The sequence below is a fragment of the Streptosporangium carneum genome (genome assembly GCF_027922005.1).
Lineage (GTDB): Bacteria > Actinomycetota > Actinomycetes > Streptosporangiales > Streptosporangiaceae > Streptosporangium > Streptosporangium carneum.
The window spans coordinates 11,246-27,848 of record NZ_BSEV01000027.1 but is presented as its reverse complement, the minus strand read 5'-3'; the positions used below and the strand labels follow the sequence as shown (position 1 = coordinate 27,848).

The following is a 16,603-nucleotide window of genomic DNA, read 5'->3' as shown; positions in this document are numbered from 1 at the left end:
TCGGCAAAGCTGAGGTGCCATGAAGAAAACGATCATTGCCGCGCTCGGCACAATGCTGCTCCCCATAACAGCGGCGACGCCCGTGGTGGCGGATACCGGGCTGGCCTGGCAGGACTGCGGAGACGGCCTGCAATGCAGCCGGATCACCGTGCCCGCCGACTGGGCCGCCCCCAAGAGCGAACAGATCACGCTGGGGCTCGCCAAGCTTCCCGCGCGTGACCCGGCGACCAGGAAGGGCACGCTTGTCCTCAACGTGGGCGGCCCCGCCCAGCAGATCTCGATCCTGCGCCAGACAAAGAACACATTCGCCGACCTGACCCAATGGTTCGACGTGGTGCTCTTCGACCCGCGCGGGTTCGAGGCGAGCACCGAGGTGCGCTGCCCCAATCCGGCGCCGTATCCAGCCAACGGGGAGTGGGTGTTCACCGACCGCGCCGCCTTCGCCCAGTACACAAAACAGAACCACCGCTTCGGCTTGGGATGCGCCGAAGCCGCCGGTCCGCTCAAGGGCAACCTGAACACCTGGCAAGGAGCCCGCGACCTGGAGGCGGTCCGGGTGGCGCTGGGCGAGCGGAAGCTGAACTACTTCGGCAACTCTTATGGCGGCGTCCTCGGTGTGGCCTACGCCGAGTACTTCCCGTCCCACGTCGGCCGCATGTATCTGGACAGTCTGATCGACCACACCAACCGGTCGTGGGATGAATGGGTCCTGCCCAGAGCGAAGGTCAAGGAAGACAATCTGCACCGCTTCGCCGGGTGGTGCGCCACCGACCGGAGTTGCGCGCTGCGTGGCCGCGACGTGCTCAAGGTGTGGGACGAGGTCATGGCCCGCGCCGCCAAGCGGCCCATTCCCGCGCCCGGCGCCGGAGCGGGTGCCACGGCCGGCGCGGCCCTGATCGCCTCCCGCGCGACTGTCTCCTTCGACGCGACGTGGCCCGAACTGGCCAAGTCCCTGGCCGAGGCGGACGCGGGTGACGCCACCCGGTTCGCCAAGCCGTTCGCCGGGGCGCCCGACCCGGACCTCAGCAGGATCACGATGTGCGCCGACTTCCCGTTCCCGACCGCATACCGTGAGGTCAAGGCCATGGAGGCACGGCTGAGAAAGACCGCGCCGCGCATCGGCTGGACCGCGGCCTGGCCGATGGCCGACCTCTGCACCGGACTCCCGAAGAAGACGCCCTACCCGCCCCATCCGATTCGCCCACGCGGCCTGCCGCCGATCCTGATCGCCAACGGCGAGTACGACGACACGTCGACGCCCGCGTACGGACACCGGGTCGCCGCACAACTCGACGGCGCCCGCTACCTGGAGGCCAAGGGCGGTCACGCGCTCTACTGGAGCGGCAACCCCTGCGTCCGCGACCACGTGCACCGCTACCTGACCACCGGGCAACTCCCGCCCGCGGGCACGACCTGCGGTCCGGGATCATCGTGACATGCATTGGCTGAGGGAGATTCTGCTCGTCGCCGGCGCCACGATCGCCGCGGCGCTGCTGACGGCACTGGAGCGGCGAGTCCCGGTCGACCTGCCGCTCCTGGTCGTCTTCAGCACCGGGGTCAGCCTCCCTCTGCTGATACGCCGGGTGCTGCCGCTGATCGCCGCCACGACATCGGCGGCGATCGCGCTGGCCGGGATGGCGCAACTACACCGCTGGGAGGGGATGCTGGTCACGATGACCCTGTTCTGCGCGGCCGTCTACCACCGCCCGCGGCGTCCCGGCCTGGTGCTGGCGATCTCCTCATGCTGGGTTCTCGGCACCCTGACGGTGATGGGGGGCGAGGGCGTCCCGGAGCCGACCAACATAATGATCATGAGCGTCGCGCCCGTGGCCACCGGCTACGCGCTGCGGCTGCACCGAGATCGGGCCGACCAGTCGCTGCGACTGCAGCGGGCCGAGGCGGAGCGCGTGCTGGCCGAGGAGCGTACCTGGCTGGCCAGAAACGTGCACGACAGCGTCGGCCACCACCTGACCGCGATCCGACTGCAGACCGCGGCGGCCCAGCGGGCGCCCGGCGACGCGCCCGCCAAGCAGGCCCTGCAGACGATCTCGGACCTGTCGCAGTCGGCGCTCACCGAGGTACGCGGCCTGCTGCGGACGCTCGACGAGCACCCCGCCGCCATCCAGCCCGGCACCGCCGACCTGGAGCGGCTGGCGAGACGGCTCACCTGCGCAGACCGGACGATCACCGTGCGCCGCTCCGGGACCGGGGACGTGCTGCCACCGGCCGTTGATCACACCGCCTACCGGGTGGTCCAGGAGGCGCTGACGAACGCCGTACGGCATGCGGACGCGACCGAGGTCACCGTCAACCTGCGGCAGAGCGACCTCGGCCTGTGCATCGAAGTTTTTGACAACGGCGCCCCGGCCCCTGCGCCCCAGGCCGAGGGGCGGGGCCTACGTGGCATGCGGGAGCGGGTGCGGTTGCTCGACGGCACCCTGTCGGTGGGACCGGTGGAGACAGGCGGCTGGCAGGTCCGCGCCGACCTGCCCAGGAAAGGGAACGCGTGGTGACGATCCGGGTGCTGGTCGCCGACGACCAGGAAGCGGCGCGGGAGGCGCTGCGACTCATCCTCAACGGCGAACCCGACATCGACGTGATCGCGACGGCCGTCGACGGCGCCGAAGCGGTGCACCAGGCGCTGTTGCGCCGGCCGGACGTGGTGGTGATGGACCTGCGCATGCCGGGCATGGACGGCATCGCCGCCATCGACCGCCTCACCGCCGCCGAATCCGCCCCCCGCTTGCTCGCCCTGACCACATTCGACCTCGACGAGTACCTGTTCGGCGCGCTACGCGCCGGGGCGGCCGGCTTCCTGCTGAAAGACAGCGACCCCGACGTGCTCATCGCAGCGGTCCGCGAGCTGCACCAGGGCAGGGGCTTGATCGACCCGCAGGTTACCGGCCGCCTGATCAGCCGCTTCGCCGCCCTGTCCCCGCGCCCCGCCACCCCCGAACTCGACCTGCTGACCCCGCGCGAACACCACGTGCTCCGCCTCCTGGCCCGCGGGATGAGCAACGGCGAGATCGCCGCCGCATGCACCATCGAGGAAGGCACGGTCAAAACCCACGTCAACCGCATCCTCACAAAACTCGGCCTCCGGACCCGCGTGCACGCAGCGATCTACGCATACGAACACGGGATCGTCACCCGCGATGCACCTTGACCGTCCGCCGGTCTCATACCCCTGTCCCATGAGACGAATGAGACGAACATCGCGATGAGCGCTTGCCTCATCGCGCAGAATTCGCATTACCTGTCACACTGGTCTCCCAGGCCGGGCAGACGCCCAGCTCGCCGCACGATGGGCCGGGGCCGACTCGGCAACGTTATGTGTCACATCAGCGCGGGAGGCCCTCATGACGGTCGTACCGTTCCCGACCCCACCCGCTGAAGGCGAACCCGTCGCGGCCGCCGTCAACCGGTACCTCGACTCCGTCCGAACCACGACAGCTACGCCGAGACCCTCGCGCGGCTCATCGCGCTCGCTGGGGACCGGGCCGCCGACGTACTCGCCCCCGAGGACTACGCCGCGGTGATGGAGCGGTGGGCCGACGCCGCGGCCGTGACCTGGAACCGGCACCTGTCCGCGCTCATCTCCTTCACCTCTCCTTCACCGCTTGGGCGCAGCGCCAGGAGATCCTCGCCACCAACCCCGCCCGGCGGCTGCAGCGTCGCAAGAGCGCCCGCCGCGGCGACCGCTCCATCCCGCGCACCCGCCTGAACAAGCTGTTCACCGACGACCGGCACCGTCTGCGCGAGCGACTGCTGTGGCGAATGCTGTATGAGACCGCCGCCCGCGCCGAAGAACTCCTGTCCCTCAACATCGAAGACCTCGACCTGGAGTTCCGGCGCGGCCGCGTCACCTCCAAGGGCGGCGCGATCGAGTACGTGCACTGGGCCACCGGCACCGCCCGGCTCCTGCCCCGGCTGCTGCGCGGCCGCGCCACCGGACCGCTCTTCCCCGCCGACCGGCGCGCCCCCGCCTCCGGGCCGCGTGCTCCCGCGGCCGCCGACGTCTGCCCCGCCACCGGGTGCGGCCGGCTGTCCTACCCACACGCCGAATACCTGTTCAAGACCGCCATCGTCGCCCTCGACCCGCACGGCATCGGCTGGACTCTCCACCAGCTACGGCACTCCGCCCTCCAGCACCTGGCCGCCGACGGCCGTACCGCCCCCGAGCTCCAGGCCAAATCCCGCCACCAGCACCTGGGCAGCCTCGGCTGCTACGTCCAACTCGGCGAACAGGCCTCCGCCCAGGGCACCGCAGACGCCGACCCCTCCGCACGACGCCGGACCCGCTGACCTACTGCTCACCGCCTCGCATCATGACAGGCACCGCAGCTCAGCAATCATGATCACCCTCGTTTAGGGCGGTGACACGCTCGTTGACAGCACCCCGAGTTCGGGCCGTGCAGGTCCATCGGCGCAGTTCAAACGCGGTTTGGCGGCTCATCGCACGTTCCTTAACGGCACCCCAGACTGGCAGATTCTGTGGGGCTGGCTCCAAGCTCATCCGGATCCTTCTGTGTTCATGGGGGCTGCGGGCGGACGACAGTCAAGATCGCTTATGGAGCGAGATCCATGGTCGCACTTTCAGTGCCACCGCAATCCGATTCGGTCTGATCGTCTGCTGGCGCACCCGGCACTGACCGCCGAGCACCCGCCGTGCGGGCGACTCTCCGCCGAAGCGTGTCGGTTCCCGCCGTCTGTAGTCTGGGTTGCGATAATCTTGCTTATCGCAACCCAGAAACCATGATCACCCCGACCTGCGGAGGACCGGTGCTCGCCCCCCTCGCCCCCGACCCGGACCTGGGTCCGGGAACCTATCCGGATGCGCTCGCCGGGACCGTGCTGCCCGCCCGGCCCTCCGGCGGGTACAGCGCGCCCCTCGCGGCCGCCGTCCCGGACGAGCGCCCCAAGGGTGACGCCGACCGGGCACTGTCGGCGGCCGCGCGCGCCCGGGTCGCCGACGGGTTCGCCACCGCCACCGGCCGCGCCTACGCCCGCGACTGGAGCGCCTTCACCGCCTGGTGCGCGACGCACGGCCGCACCCCGCTGCCGGCCACCGCCGAGACGCTGGCCGAGTACGTCACCCACCTGGCCGCCACCCCCACCCGAAAGGGCACCCTCCCGGCGCCGTCGACCGTAGAGCGGGCGCTGGCCTGCATCCAGTCCCGGCACAAACTCGCCGGAACCACCGCCGACGCCCGCCCGGCCCGGCTGGCCCTGCGCGCCTACCGCCGCCAATGCGCCGACGCCGGACAGCGCACCCGCAAGGCACCCCCGGCCGAACTCGAGGCGCTGCGGAAGATGCTGGACGCCACCGCGCCCGACACTCTGGCCGGGCTGCGCGACCGGGCCGCCCTGGTGCTCGGGTTCGCGCTGATGGGCCGCCGCAGCGAGCTGGCCGCCCTGAACATCGCCGACGTCACGCTGACGCCGGACGGGCTGGAAGTGTTCATCGGCCGGTCCAAGACCGACCAGGACGCGCACGGCGAGACCGTGCCGCTGCCGTACGGCTCGCACGCCGAGACCTGCCCGGTGCGGGTGGTGCAGGCCTGGACCGCCGCTCTGGCCACCTACGGCGTCACGAGCGGGCCGCTGCTGCGCGGCGTCGACCGGCACGGCCGCCTGACCGGCACCACCGGTGCGGCGGGCAAGGCCGTGACGCGGATGAGCGGGCACGGGCTGAACCTGCTGGTGCGCCGCGCCGCCGTACGGGCCAACCTGCCGAACGCCGAGGCGTTCAGTGCGCACTCGCTGCGCGCCGGCGGCGCCACCGCCGCGGCCAAGGCCGGCGCGCCGGTCTCGGCGATCGCCCGGCACGGCCGGTGGTCGGAGAAGTCCCCGGTGGTGCACGGCTACATCCGCACCGCCGACAAATGGCGCGACAACCCGATGCGCGGCGTGGGTCTGTAACCCTGGCGGCCTGGCACCCCATCGGTCTCTGAACCGGTGATTGATGTCCAGGACGTGGGCGTCGTGCTCATTGTCCGGAGGGGTTGTCCGGACTTCTGAAAAGACAACGGCCTCCCCGGGGCAAATCGGGAAGGCCGTGGTGTGTCTCCCCATGCGCTCATCCGGACCAACGAACTGACGCCGTGGGGTGGCTGACCTGGCCGAAGTCCTGTTGTCGGGTCCGGTTCCAGCGCCATACCGATAAGCGTGGTCTAGGGGAGGGTTATCCACAGCGGGCCCCGGACCAGTTCGGAGGGAAGCAGAGATTCCCGGACCAGGGCGATAGTGATTTTTGCGGTGCTCGGCGCTCCTTGTAACGCGTTTACCTGCTTAAAGAGATGATCGCCGCCTGATAGGGGTGACAGTTGGATTGTCCGGCTGGCCTGCGGCCCGCATGATCTCATGACGGTCTACGCACGGTGAGGTCATGATTGCGGTTATCGACGCCTTGTTCGCCTCGGCGGAGGGCAAACCCCGAGGGCGCACGCGCATGGTGTCGGTACGAAACCGCTCATCCGGACCACCTGCTCAAGCTGTGGAGACTCCATGTCCCTCATGCCCCACCTTCCCCTGCCCTCGCCGTGGCGCGGGACGACAATCCGCATCATCGTCTGGGTGCTCGTCATGGCCTTCGTCGTCACTCTGACCTCCCTGGGCAGCGACCCCGCGCTCGCGCTCGGCGTAGCCCTGGCCGCCCTGACCGCGACCATCGGAGACCTTCTCCAGACGCCGGTCCCGTCGTTGCCCGGCCGCTGAGCGGCCGCTCAGCGAACCACCGCACAGGGATCGTTGAGATGGCACGACCCGAAAAGCCGATCACCGGGGACGGGTCGGTTGAGAAACTGGCCCGTGAGCTTCGCCGCCTGCGCGCGCTGGCGGGCTCACCGGCCCCGACCTACGCCCAACTCGCCAAGGCCGCTCACCACTCACGTTCGGTACTCGCCGATGCCGCTGCCGGTCACTGCTGCCCCACCTGGGAGGTCACCAGTGACTTCATCACCGCCTGCGGCGGAGTACCGGATCAAGAGCCCTGGCCGACGCTGTGGAACGAGGCTCACGCTGCCGCTGGCCGGACACGCGATACCTCCAGGCAAAACCATGTTGAAGGCCCGGCAGCGGGCAAGAGCCAGAACGAGGTGCGGCAGGCCGCGGCCGCGCGGTCAAAGCCCGCCCAAGGCTCTGCCCAGCCGGATCCTTGGCTGGCCAGCACCCCTCAGGAGTACCGTTATCAGCTGCATCTCCTGCAGGTCTGGTCCGGGGCGAGCCTTCAAACAATCTGCTACTCCACCGGGCCAGACGAATGGGATATATCCCGGATCCCTTACAGCACCTTGCACGACGCGCTCAATCACAAGCGGCTGCGGATGCCATCACTGTATGTCGTCCGTGCGATCGTGACGGCGTGCGGGGCTGATGTCAACGAATGGGTCGACGTGTGGCGCGCCATCAACATGAAGGAGTTCACGCGGTCCAACCCGCCGCCTGCCGGTCTGAAAACCTGACGAATTCTCCGGCAAGCGCCGCCTGCTCTTGCTGGCAGTCGCGGGCGCGCCCGGTGGTGCGGGCGCGCCCGCCGTAGGCTCGATTTTCGTGTCGCCTGTCGGCTGGTGGTCATTCGTGGCGGAGAGTCTGATGCAGGACGCTGGATCAACGCCGGGCGCGTACGCGGAGCTGGCTGTGATCGCCGCCGCAGCGCGGACCGCCTAAGCCGACGGCTTCAACCTGCGGAGGCGCTCCAGCGGGAGCATGCACGAAATCGCTATGACCCGATAGAACGTTTTATTGCAGCTCTCTTTCTCAGAGCTCTTCCACAGTCGCGCCCACCAGTCCTTCTGCGCCGAACATTGGACAGCGGACCTGCGCAGTCAATAGACCGACCAGAAAGTCGGTGAACGTTCCCGGGTAGTGCCACCATTGGTGAAGAGTCGTTATGACGATGGTCCACCTATCCGGATCAGGGTCGGTTAGCCAGCAACAATAGTCTCCATTGGTCGTGCTTCCCCACGGGAAGAGTCCGCCCACGCTTGGATACACAGGGAAGGGCGATGCCGCAGTGGGGACGTCGTTATCGTCAACGAGTTCAATCTCGCCGAAGCGTGTCGCCCACTGTCGCATGTTCCCCAATACATCCGACCACCCCTGGATGAACTCCTGCGGGTTCGAGTTGCCTCCCGGCTTACTCACCAGAAGAAACTCGTCGAACTCTAGCGTGGAGTACCTTGAAGCCCAACTCTTATAGTCAGAGGGAAACACCAGCCCCGTGTGCAGTTCGATCGCAGGCCAGTCCACAACTGGAGGAGGAATTCCCGGAGGCCCGATGATCGCCTCAAGGTCGGCAAGACTGGACACTTAGCGTCGTCCCTCCAAAGCTGTTGTCCAAGCAATACTCCTCGTTCATGTACTCGCCCCGCACCGTGAAGTGGGCCTGTGACGTCGTACCTTAGTAGGGCCGGGAATTCGAGAAGTGGGAGAGGTAGGGAAAATTCATAAGGATAAGTCGGCTCAAAGCTCCTGAATGCTTGCTTCGAGCGTCCCCTCCCCGGGGAAAATCGGGCACCTGACCGTCCCAGAGAGAGCTCCTACGAGAAACTCCAGAAGCGAACCTGGGAAGTGCCACCAGAAATAACCGTCGGTGATCACAACGGTCCACTCTTCAGGACGCTCACCTGTGAGCCAGAGGCAGTCGTCTCCGTTCTGAGTGGATCCCCACGGGTAGAGTCCGTTGGGGTGCGGATAGAGCGGAAAAGGCGTCCTCAAGGATCGTTCACCTTCGTCGTCGAGAAGCTCAATGGAGTCGTCGTCGTCCGCCTCAAGATGAGATAGGCGTTCGATGACGCGGTCCTTGGCCGACCGCACGTCGCGCTTTCCCGGATGCGCTATCAGCATTCCTAGAAATCGATCTATCGACAGCTGGGAGTAGCGATTCATAAGATCTTTGTAGTCACTCGGGAACACGAGGCCGACGGTTTCCTCAAGTGTGTTCCAGTCCACGACCGGCGCTGCAGTCGTGGGGGCTCCGACTATCGCCTCGAAATCAGCAATAGATGCCATCTGTCACCGTCGCGTCTAGATCGTTATGGAGACATTCGTCCATATATATTTCGCCATTCACCTTGCCGACAAGGCGAAATCTGTCCGGCATTGTGTTATTTCCCTCATAGCGAGCCGTAACCTCGTAGTCGATTCTTAGCCCGGTACGGACGGCCTTGACCACGTGGTTTTCAATTCTCTTCATAGGGCCATTGTTCACATCGGTTATGCATGGGGTCAGGTTGTTGACGTCTTGGCCGGAGCCACCCAGTTGCCTACCAATAAGGTGACACCTGTCGTATAGGCGGATATCTTTTGTCGGATGCTCCGGATTTTCGTCCGGCCAATATACCGGATCGACGGTTGCGGGGGTGCCGCCGTCGAGGCCTTTCCCGTTGCAGTAGGTGGCGTTTCCACCAACGGGGCGGTTCATGGAATCGGGCGGTTTGATAGTCACTCCCGGCTGGCACTCCTCCTCCCTCTCCGTGCCGACCGGCGGCAGAGGAGCCCGGGGTTCTGGTTCGCCGCTGGGGTTCTTGTCCGTCGTTGTCGTTGTTGTGTGGCTGGTGACTGTGCTCCTGGTCGTCGTTGTGACCGGCACCGCTCTGACCGCGATCTCGCCGACCGATGTGTTGATCTGCACGCCTTCGTGGCCCGTGTAGCTCCTGGTGCAGGCGCCGTGCGTGCAGAGGTAGTCGACCTCCTGCTGTGCTGTGCGCTGGTAGATCGGGTTGTTGGCGTTGTGCGGGTCGTTGATGAACGAAGGACTGTTCGTGTCGACGACGGCGTCGGGGACTTTGCTGAGGTCGGCCGGCACGGGCTTGGGCTTGGGGACCGGTTGGGCCTTCGGAATCGCTCCTCCGCAGCTGGTGACGCACTTCGCAGGCCTCTGCGGGACGTTGGTGACCGCAGGCCCCTGCGGGGTGGGGGTGGTGTAGGAGCCGGTTGACGCGCTTCCCTGGGGCCTCGTCGCGGTGTAGCTGGTGGTGGAGGCGCTTCCCTGGGGCTTCGTGGCGGTGGTGCCCTTGGCCGTCGAGGAGCTGGACGTCGAAGTGGTGGTGCTGCTACTGCTGCTGGAGGTGTAGAACGGGTGGGTTTTCGCGTACTGGGCCCCCGCGTACGCGCCCACGGCTCCCACGACGAGCACGCCTAACTGCCAGGCGGGGATCGCCAGCAGGGGCAGGATGTGTCCTGACGGGTCGGTGCCGACCAGGAGATTGGCGTTGGCGTAGGTGTAGCGGTTGGCCTGGACCGACGGGCTGGGGTTGAGGGTCCAGTCGTCGCGGGAGGTGAAGGCACCGGTGCCGGGCTGGTACCAGCGGGCGTGCATGTTGACCTTGCCGGTGTCCGGGTCGGTGTACTCGCCCTGGTAGCCGAGCGAGCGCTGGGCGCCGGTGCGCTGGGTGACGGTGCCGAACGGATCGTAGGCGGCCGAGTCGACCAGCGCGGTGCCGGAGAAGGTGCCCACCACGTCGCCGTGCAGGTCGCTCATCACGCCCAGGGCGGCGGTGCCGCCTTCTTGCAGGCTGAGCAGTCCGCCGGAGACGGTGCGGCCGTATTTGGCCTGGATGGCTCCGGTGCCGTCGGTGACGACGGCGATGTCGTTGGTCAGCCCGGAGTAGACGAACCGCTGCTGGTCAGCACCCTTGGTGCGGGAGGTGAGGCGGCCCAGCGCGTCGTAGCCGTAGGTGGCGTCCCCGTCGGAGACGAGCCGGTCGAAGGCGTCGAAGGCGAGATTGCGGGTGACGCCCGCTTTGGTCTCGGTGGCCAGGGTGCCGCGTGGGGTGTAGGTGTAGTCGACGCCGTCGCCGGAGGTCAGGCGGTTGCGTTCGTCGTAGGTGAAGGTCTTGGATCCAGCCTTGGTGCGGTTGCCGGCGTCGTCCCACTCGTAGTCGGTGGTGGCGCCGCCGGGGGCGGTCCAGGAGGTCAGCCGGCCGGATCGGTCGTAGCTGTAGGTGTTGGTGCCGGCTCCGGCGGTGCCGGTGGTGGTCTTGGTGGTGAGGTTGTCATCCTTGTCCCACCCGTAGACGACTTTCGCCAGCTCGCTGCCGGAGCTGTTTTTCAGGGTCTGGGAGAGAGGGCGGTCGACGGCGTCGTAGGTGTAGCTCTGGCTGTTGACCGTCCCGGTGGAGGTCTGGCTGGTCAGCCGGTCGGCGTTGTCGTAGCCGTAGGTCCAGCTCCGTCCGGTGACCGGGTCGCCGGCGGTGGCCAGGCGGCTGGCGTTGTCGTAGGTGAAGTTCGCCGTTCCGGTCGCATCGACGCGCTGGGTGGGATTGCCGAGGGCGTCGTAGGCGTAGGCGGCGACCTGGTTGGTGGCCTTGGACACCTTGGTCAGCAGGCCTCGGTCGTTGTACTCCAGGGTGTAGTCGCCGATCGCGGTACGGCGGCTCGCCAGGTCGTAGGCGTAGGTGCGGTCCGGCGTGGTGACCGAGGCTCCGGCCCCGGTTTCCTTCGTGAGCCGTCCGAGATGGTCGAAGGTCCGGTCGATGCGAACCCCGCCCGGTTGGAGGGTGGCGGCAGGATTGCCCGCGATGTCGTAGAGGGCCGTCCAGGTGCGGTCGGACGCTGCCGGATGAGCGGTGGTGGCCGGCTCGGTGATCGCTTCGGGCAGTCCCAGACTGTTGTAGGTGGTCCAGGTGCTGTTGCCGCGACCGTCGGTGAGGCGGGTACGGGCGCCGGTGGCGTCGTAGCCGAACGTGGTGGTGATCGATTTGCTGGCGGTGACCGGCTCGATGAGGGAGGTCATCCGGTCCAGCGCGTCGAACTCGCGGCGGGTGACGTGCCCCTCGCCGGAGGTGGTGCTGGTCGGGTTGCCCGCCGCGTCGTAGCCGAAGCCGAACGTGCGCACCGTCGCACCGGTGTTGTCGAGATCCTTGGCCGTGATTCGTCGGCCCGCCAGGTCATAGCTGGCCTCGGTGGCGTTGCCCAGCGGATCGGTGACCTTGGTGGTCCGGCCGAGGAGGTCGTAGTCGAAGGTGGAGGCGTGGTCGAGCGGATCCTTGACGGAGGTGATTTGCCCTGACGCGTTGACCGTATAGGTGGTGGTCTTGTTGCCCGGCGCGACGCTCTTGGTGAGGTTGCCGGCGGTGTCGTAGGTCAGCGTCGTGGTCAGTGCCACGGTGGCCGGCTTGCGTTCGATCTGGGTTTCGGTGATCTTCCGGCCCAAGTCGTCGTAGGTGGCCTCGGCGCGGGCGCCGGTGGGGTCGACCAGGGCGAGCTTCTCGCCCAGCAGGTCGTACTCCGACACCCACACTCCGCCGGGCCCCGACGGACCGGGGTCGGTCACCTTGACGGGACGTCCCAGCGCGTCGTACTGCGTCGTGGTGACGTACCCGCGTGGATCGGTGGTTTGGGTCGTACGGCCCGCCGCGTCGTAGGCGAAGCCGACCGCCGGGGTGAGCGCCGTCCCGCCCGATGGGGTGTAGGAGGGCGAGGTCAGCGAGGTCAGACGTCCGGCCTTGTCGAAGGCAGCGGTAACGGTGCGGCCTTCGGCGTCGACCGTGTGGGTGGGCAGGTCCGCGGTGTTGTAACCGTATTTCGTCGTTGGTCTGCCGTTGACGGCGGCCGCCCCGTTCTTCTCGATCACGGCCTGAGGTGCCTTGGACTCCACCGGCCGTCCGACCAGGTCGTAGCGCGTCGTGGTGGTGAAGTCGGCGGCGGTGGCACCGGAGGCGTTGCCCCGTGGGTCGGTGGTCGCGGTCAGCAGACCCCGGTCGTCATAGGTCCACGTGGTCACCAGGTCGTCGGCGCCGTTCTCCACGGTCTGCCGGGTCACCTGGTTCAGGGCGTTGTAGACGTAGTCGGTGACCTCGGTGCGGGTGGTGTCCGCGCCGGTGAAGGTCTCTCTGGTGATGTTGCCGACCGCGTCGTAGGTGAAAGCGGTCTTGCGGTTGAGGGTGGTGGGCTCGAGCGTGGTCGAGCTCATCCGGCCGGCAGCGTCGTAGACGAACTCGACCTTGGTTTTGTCGCCGCCGGTGACCTGCCGGGTGATGTTGCCTGCCGCGTCGTAGGTGTTGGCCTTCAGCACCACGTCGGTCGGGGTGGTGGAGCCGTTCAGCCGGACGTCGTCGGCGATCATCTGTGACAGCCGGTTGTCGGCGAAGTAGGTGTAGGTGGTCTTGCGGCCCATCGCGTCGACTCGGCTGGCCAGTCGGCCGCCGGGGTCGTAGGCGTTGGACTCCAGCACCTTGTCTTGGGGAGCTTGCGGGCTGATCGGGCTGCCGGTCCAGTTCTTCAGCGTTGTGGTGGCCAGCTCACCGCGTTTGGTGTAGTCGAAGGTGGTCACGGTACCCATTGGGTCGGTCGTTGAGACGCGGGCGCCGATGTTGTCCCAGGCGGCACGGGTCACCCCGTTTTCGGGGTCGGTGACCGTCTCCAGGCGACCGTGGGTGTCGTAGGCGTAGGTGGTGGTGCGCGCCGGATCCCCGCCGGTCAGGTCGGACAGTGTCTCGGTGAGCTTGTTGCCGTCCGCGTCGTAGGTGAAGGTCACCTTGGCGGTGTGGGTGACGTCGGTGACCTCGTTCTTCACCCCGGGAGCGGTCTGGGTCAGCACCCGGCCCGCCCCGTCGTAGGTGAACGTCGTGGTCACTCCGCCGGAGTGGGCCTGCGGCATCTCCTTGCGGGAGGCCACCCGGCCGACCGCGTCGTAGGTGAACGCGGTGATCAGGCCGGACGGGCTGGTCTGCTCGGCCAGGTCACCGGCCGCCGTGTAGCGGTAGGTCGTCTCGTTGTTCTTGGCGTCCTTGGCCGACTTCAGCAGGCCGGCCGGAGTGGTGCCGCCGCCGACCGCCGCCTCGGTGCCGTCGGTGTAGGCATAGATGTCCGACCGACCGCTGGGAAAGTCCGGCGTCGCGGGAGTCGTCTGTTTGGCCAGCTCACCATGAGCGGTGTACTCGGAAACGGTGGCGTAGGTGGTGTCGGTGGCACCAGTCGAACGGGCATCTCGGGTGGCGGTCACCTGGTCGTTGCGCGGGTCGAACTCATCGGCGCTGTTGCGGTAGTAGGAGCGGTAGCTGGTCTGGCAGTTGCCCGCCGCTCGGCAGATCGTGACTGCGGTGACGTTACCGCGGGCGTCACTCACCTGCTGTGTGGTGTTGTCGTTGGGGTCGGTGGTCTTCGCCAGGAAGCCGCCGGTGTCGTAGGTGTAGGAGGTGATCTTACCGAGTTGGTCTTCCTGACTCACCATTCGGTAGCCACGCCAGGCGTCATGGGCATATTTGAGCGTGTTGTTCTTGGGGTCGGTCACCGTGACCGTGGACAGGCCGGTGTTGGCGTCGTAGGCCGGTGCGGCGAGCTGCCAGGTGCCGCCGTGCTGGTCGGTGTGAGATCTGATCCGGTCGGTCGCGGCGTCGTAGGCGTTGGCCGCCCAGATGCGCCCGGAGGGTTGGGTGATCTTGGTGAGTTTGTACGGCACCGCCGCCCGCGCCGCGTAGTGCACCTGCACTCCTTCAGGAGTCAGCGCTTTAGCGTATAGGGCGATCTCGTCGATCTGCCCGGTGAACGGGAAGCCTCCCGAGGCGGGTGTCGAGGGCCAGGTGCCGGAGACTGAACCGGCGCCGACCGTGGCGGAGGTCGGCCAGTCGCTGACTGTGGAGCCGGGCAGTACCCCGGCTAGCTGTCCGTCCAGGTACATCTGCTGTTCGGTTCCGGTCGCTGCCAGCACGACGTGATGCCAAGCGCTGTCGTTGACCGCTGCGGCCGAGGTGATCGGCGCGATGGGGGTGTTGCCGTTCAGACGGCGTAGCTGGCCGCGGAGTTTGCCGTCGGTGCCGACATACAGCAGGCCCGCGCCGGTGCCGGTGCCGACCGACAGCACGGTGCCCGGGGAGGCGGTCTTGAACCAGGTCTCGAACGAGGCGGCGCCCTGCAGCCGGGCCAGGCTGTCGCTGGGCAGGGTCAGTTGGGCTGTGCCGCTGAAGGTCGCCGCGGTGTCGCCGGTGCCTGCCAGCGCGCCCGGCTGGGCCAGACTCACCCCACCGTAGGTGGCTGTTCCCGTTCCCCATCCGGAGTTGGCGGCGGTGGTGCCGGAGGTCTCGTTCAACCGCCAGTAACCGAGGGCGTCGGAGTCGAGCACGCTGCTGCGATACAGCGACCCGGTGGTGTAGTCAATGTCGGTGCAGTGCGGTGCGGCCATCGGCGTGCACACCCGGGTCAGCTGGTCACCCTGATAGGCATAGGTCCAAGTCGGTGGCTGGCCGTCGACCGGCGGGGTGGACACCGACGCCACATGGTTGCCGTTCCAGGTGAAGGCAAGGAACCGGCCGCCGGGGGCGGTGACTTTGCTGAGTTTGCCGTCGGTGGTGCGCTCCAGCTGCACACTGCGGTTATAGGCGTCGGTGACCTTGCTGAGCTGGCCCTGGTCGTCGAACAGGTAGGTCGTGGAGGACTTGTCCATCAGCCGCCAGCCCACCGGCGAGCAGGCGACGCCGGATGCACACGGCGGGGTGTCCATGACCTCGGCCAGGGTGGCGTACATGCCGGGCGGAGGCTGAAAAGTACCATCCCCGTTGTCGGCGAAGCGCACCTGACGGCCATCGGGGTAGGTCACCAGCAGCGTGGGCACCTCTCCCGCTTTCTCTTTGCGGATTTTCATGTCGAACCGGGTGGACCAGCCCGCGCCGAACAGCCCGTCGGTGCGCGGGTCCATGCTGTTGTAGGAGCGCACGATCGACAGCGGCGGCCCGGCAGCAGCCACCGAAGCGTCGGTGGAGGTGGTGGTGTAGTTGCCAGCCAGCTGGTGGAATTCCTGGCCGTTGACGCCGCGGGTGGCCAGCTGCGAGGTGATGGCCGGCTGGCGCACACCGGTGGTAAACGACCCGAAATCGGTGTCGGTCAGACCGTTACCGGTGTCCCTGCCCGTCACCTTCCACCAGTACTGCTTGCTCCAGGACAGTTTCCTGGCATCCGGGATCCGCCAGGAATTGACAGAGCCTAGGAGTTCTTCCGAGGAAAAGCACCCCGCCCCGGACATGGCCGCATCGTCGCAGACCTTGAAGGTGAGTCGGACCGAGTAGCCGCTCATCTGATTGCTCCAGCCGCTTGCCACCAGCAACGGTGTGCGGGAATCGACCAGCATCTGATCGGTCGGGAACATCGCCGACACACTCGGGGCTTTCGGCGGCGAGGGCGGCGGCGGACAGACACCTTCGTCGACCCAGTAACTTGCCCATCCGCCTCCGGGCAGCTGGCCTATTGTCTCTTTACGCGCTCTCCATATATGGCCGCCGAAGGTGATCACTGACCCGGCCGGGTACAGCTTCGTGGAGTCGTAATACGGATAGCGTGCGCAGTAATCCTCAGCCGCAAGGCTGCGTGCCTCGATCGGCAGCGCTCCCTTCGGCCAGGAGAACTTCTTCGCTGATGCCGGCACCTTGACCGACGTGGTCGTGGTCTTTTCCGAGACCAGCGATGGCAGTCTCGCCGCCGACCTCGACAACTGCTCTGGCGTGTCCGGCGGCCGCGCTGATGCCGTCACCCGCACTGCCTCCGCGGGCAGGGCAGTGATGGGCAGCAGGCCAGGAAGCATTGTGACGGTGAGTAAAAGCGTCCCAAGGATCGATCGCGGCCTTGACGTCATGCGGCGCATACGCCGTCCTCCTCCGAACCGGTCAGC

Annotated in this window: 10 protein-coding genes; 7 read left to right on the top strand and 3 right to left on the bottom strand. The window is 67.3% G+C overall.

Features of this window, described 5'->3' with window-relative positions:
- Positions 1 to 19: 19 nt before the first annotated feature.
- The 7 genes from PKF00_RS36065 (at position 20) to PKF00_RS36035 (ending at position 7,463) form a co-directional block, all read left to right on the top strand.
- Positions 20 to 1,435 (top strand): alpha/beta fold hydrolase, encoded by a 1,416-nt coding sequence (locus PKF00_RS36065; RefSeq protein WP_271222209.1) that lies wholly within the window; start codon positions 20 to 22, stop codon positions 1,433 to 1,435.
- Position 1,436: 1 nt separating this feature from the next.
- Positions 1,437 to 2,513: a sensor histidine kinase gene (locus PKF00_RS36060; RefSeq protein ID WP_271222208.1), complete on the top strand. Its 1,077-nt coding sequence runs from the start codon at positions 1,437 to 1,439 to the stop codon at positions 2,511 to 2,513.
- Positions 2,510 to 3,166 (top strand): response regulator, encoded by a 657-nt coding sequence (locus tag PKF00_RS36055; protein WP_271222207.1) that lies wholly within the window; start codon positions 2,510 to 2,512, stop codon positions 3,164 to 3,166. Before PKF00_RS36060 ends, PKF00_RS36055 begins: the two co-directional genes overlap by 4 nt.
- Before the next feature lie 380 nt (positions 3,167 to 3,546).
- The gene (locus PKF00_RS36050; RefSeq protein WP_271222206.1) at positions 3,547 to 4,305 is read left to right on the top strand and encodes a tyrosine-type recombinase/integrase; all 759 of its coding nucleotides are present in this window, start codon (positions 3,547 to 3,549) and stop codon (positions 4,303 to 4,305) included.
- Positions 4,306 to 4,755: 450 nt separating this feature from the next.
- Entirely contained in the window at positions 4,756 to 5,922 is a 1,167-nt protein-coding gene (locus tag PKF00_RS36045) for a site-specific integrase (RefSeq protein ID WP_271222205.1), read from the top strand.
- 585 nt (positions 5,923 to 6,507) lie between these two features.
- Positions 6,508 to 6,717 carry a hypothetical protein gene (locus PKF00_RS36040; RefSeq protein WP_271222204.1) on the top strand — a complete coding sequence of 70 codons (210 nt, stop codon included), beginning with the start codon at positions 6,508 to 6,510 and terminating at the stop codon, positions 6,715 to 6,717.
- Positions 6,718 to 6,755: 38 nt separating this feature from the next.
- Positions 6,756 to 7,463, top strand: a complete 708-nt coding sequence (locus PKF00_RS36035; protein ID WP_271222203.1) for a hypothetical protein — start codon at positions 6,756 to 6,758, stop codon at positions 7,461 to 7,463.
- Between the two features lie 295 nt (positions 7,464 to 7,758).
- Here PKF00_RS36035 and PKF00_RS36030 read toward each other — a convergent pair whose 3' ends face one another.
- The 3 genes from PKF00_RS36030 to PKF00_RS36020 form a co-directional block, all read right to left on the bottom strand.
- Entirely contained in the window at positions 7,759 to 8,310 is a 552-nt protein-coding gene (locus tag PKF00_RS36030; RefSeq protein WP_271222202.1) for an SMI1/KNR4 family protein, read from the bottom strand.
- Positions 8,311 to 8,463: 153 nt separating this feature from the next.
- Positions 8,464 to 9,012, bottom strand: coding sequence for an SMI1/KNR4 family protein (locus PKF00_RS36025; RefSeq protein ID WP_271222201.1), 549 nt, complete (start codon positions 9,010 to 9,012; stop codon positions 8,464 to 8,466).
- Positions 8,996 to 16,576, bottom strand: coding sequence for a DNA/RNA non-specific endonuclease (locus tag PKF00_RS36020; protein ID WP_271222200.1), 7,581 nt, complete (start codon positions 16,574 to 16,576; stop codon positions 8,996 to 8,998). Before PKF00_RS36020 ends, PKF00_RS36025 begins: the two co-directional genes overlap by 17 nt.
- Positions 16,577 to 16,603: the final 27 nt, after the last annotated feature.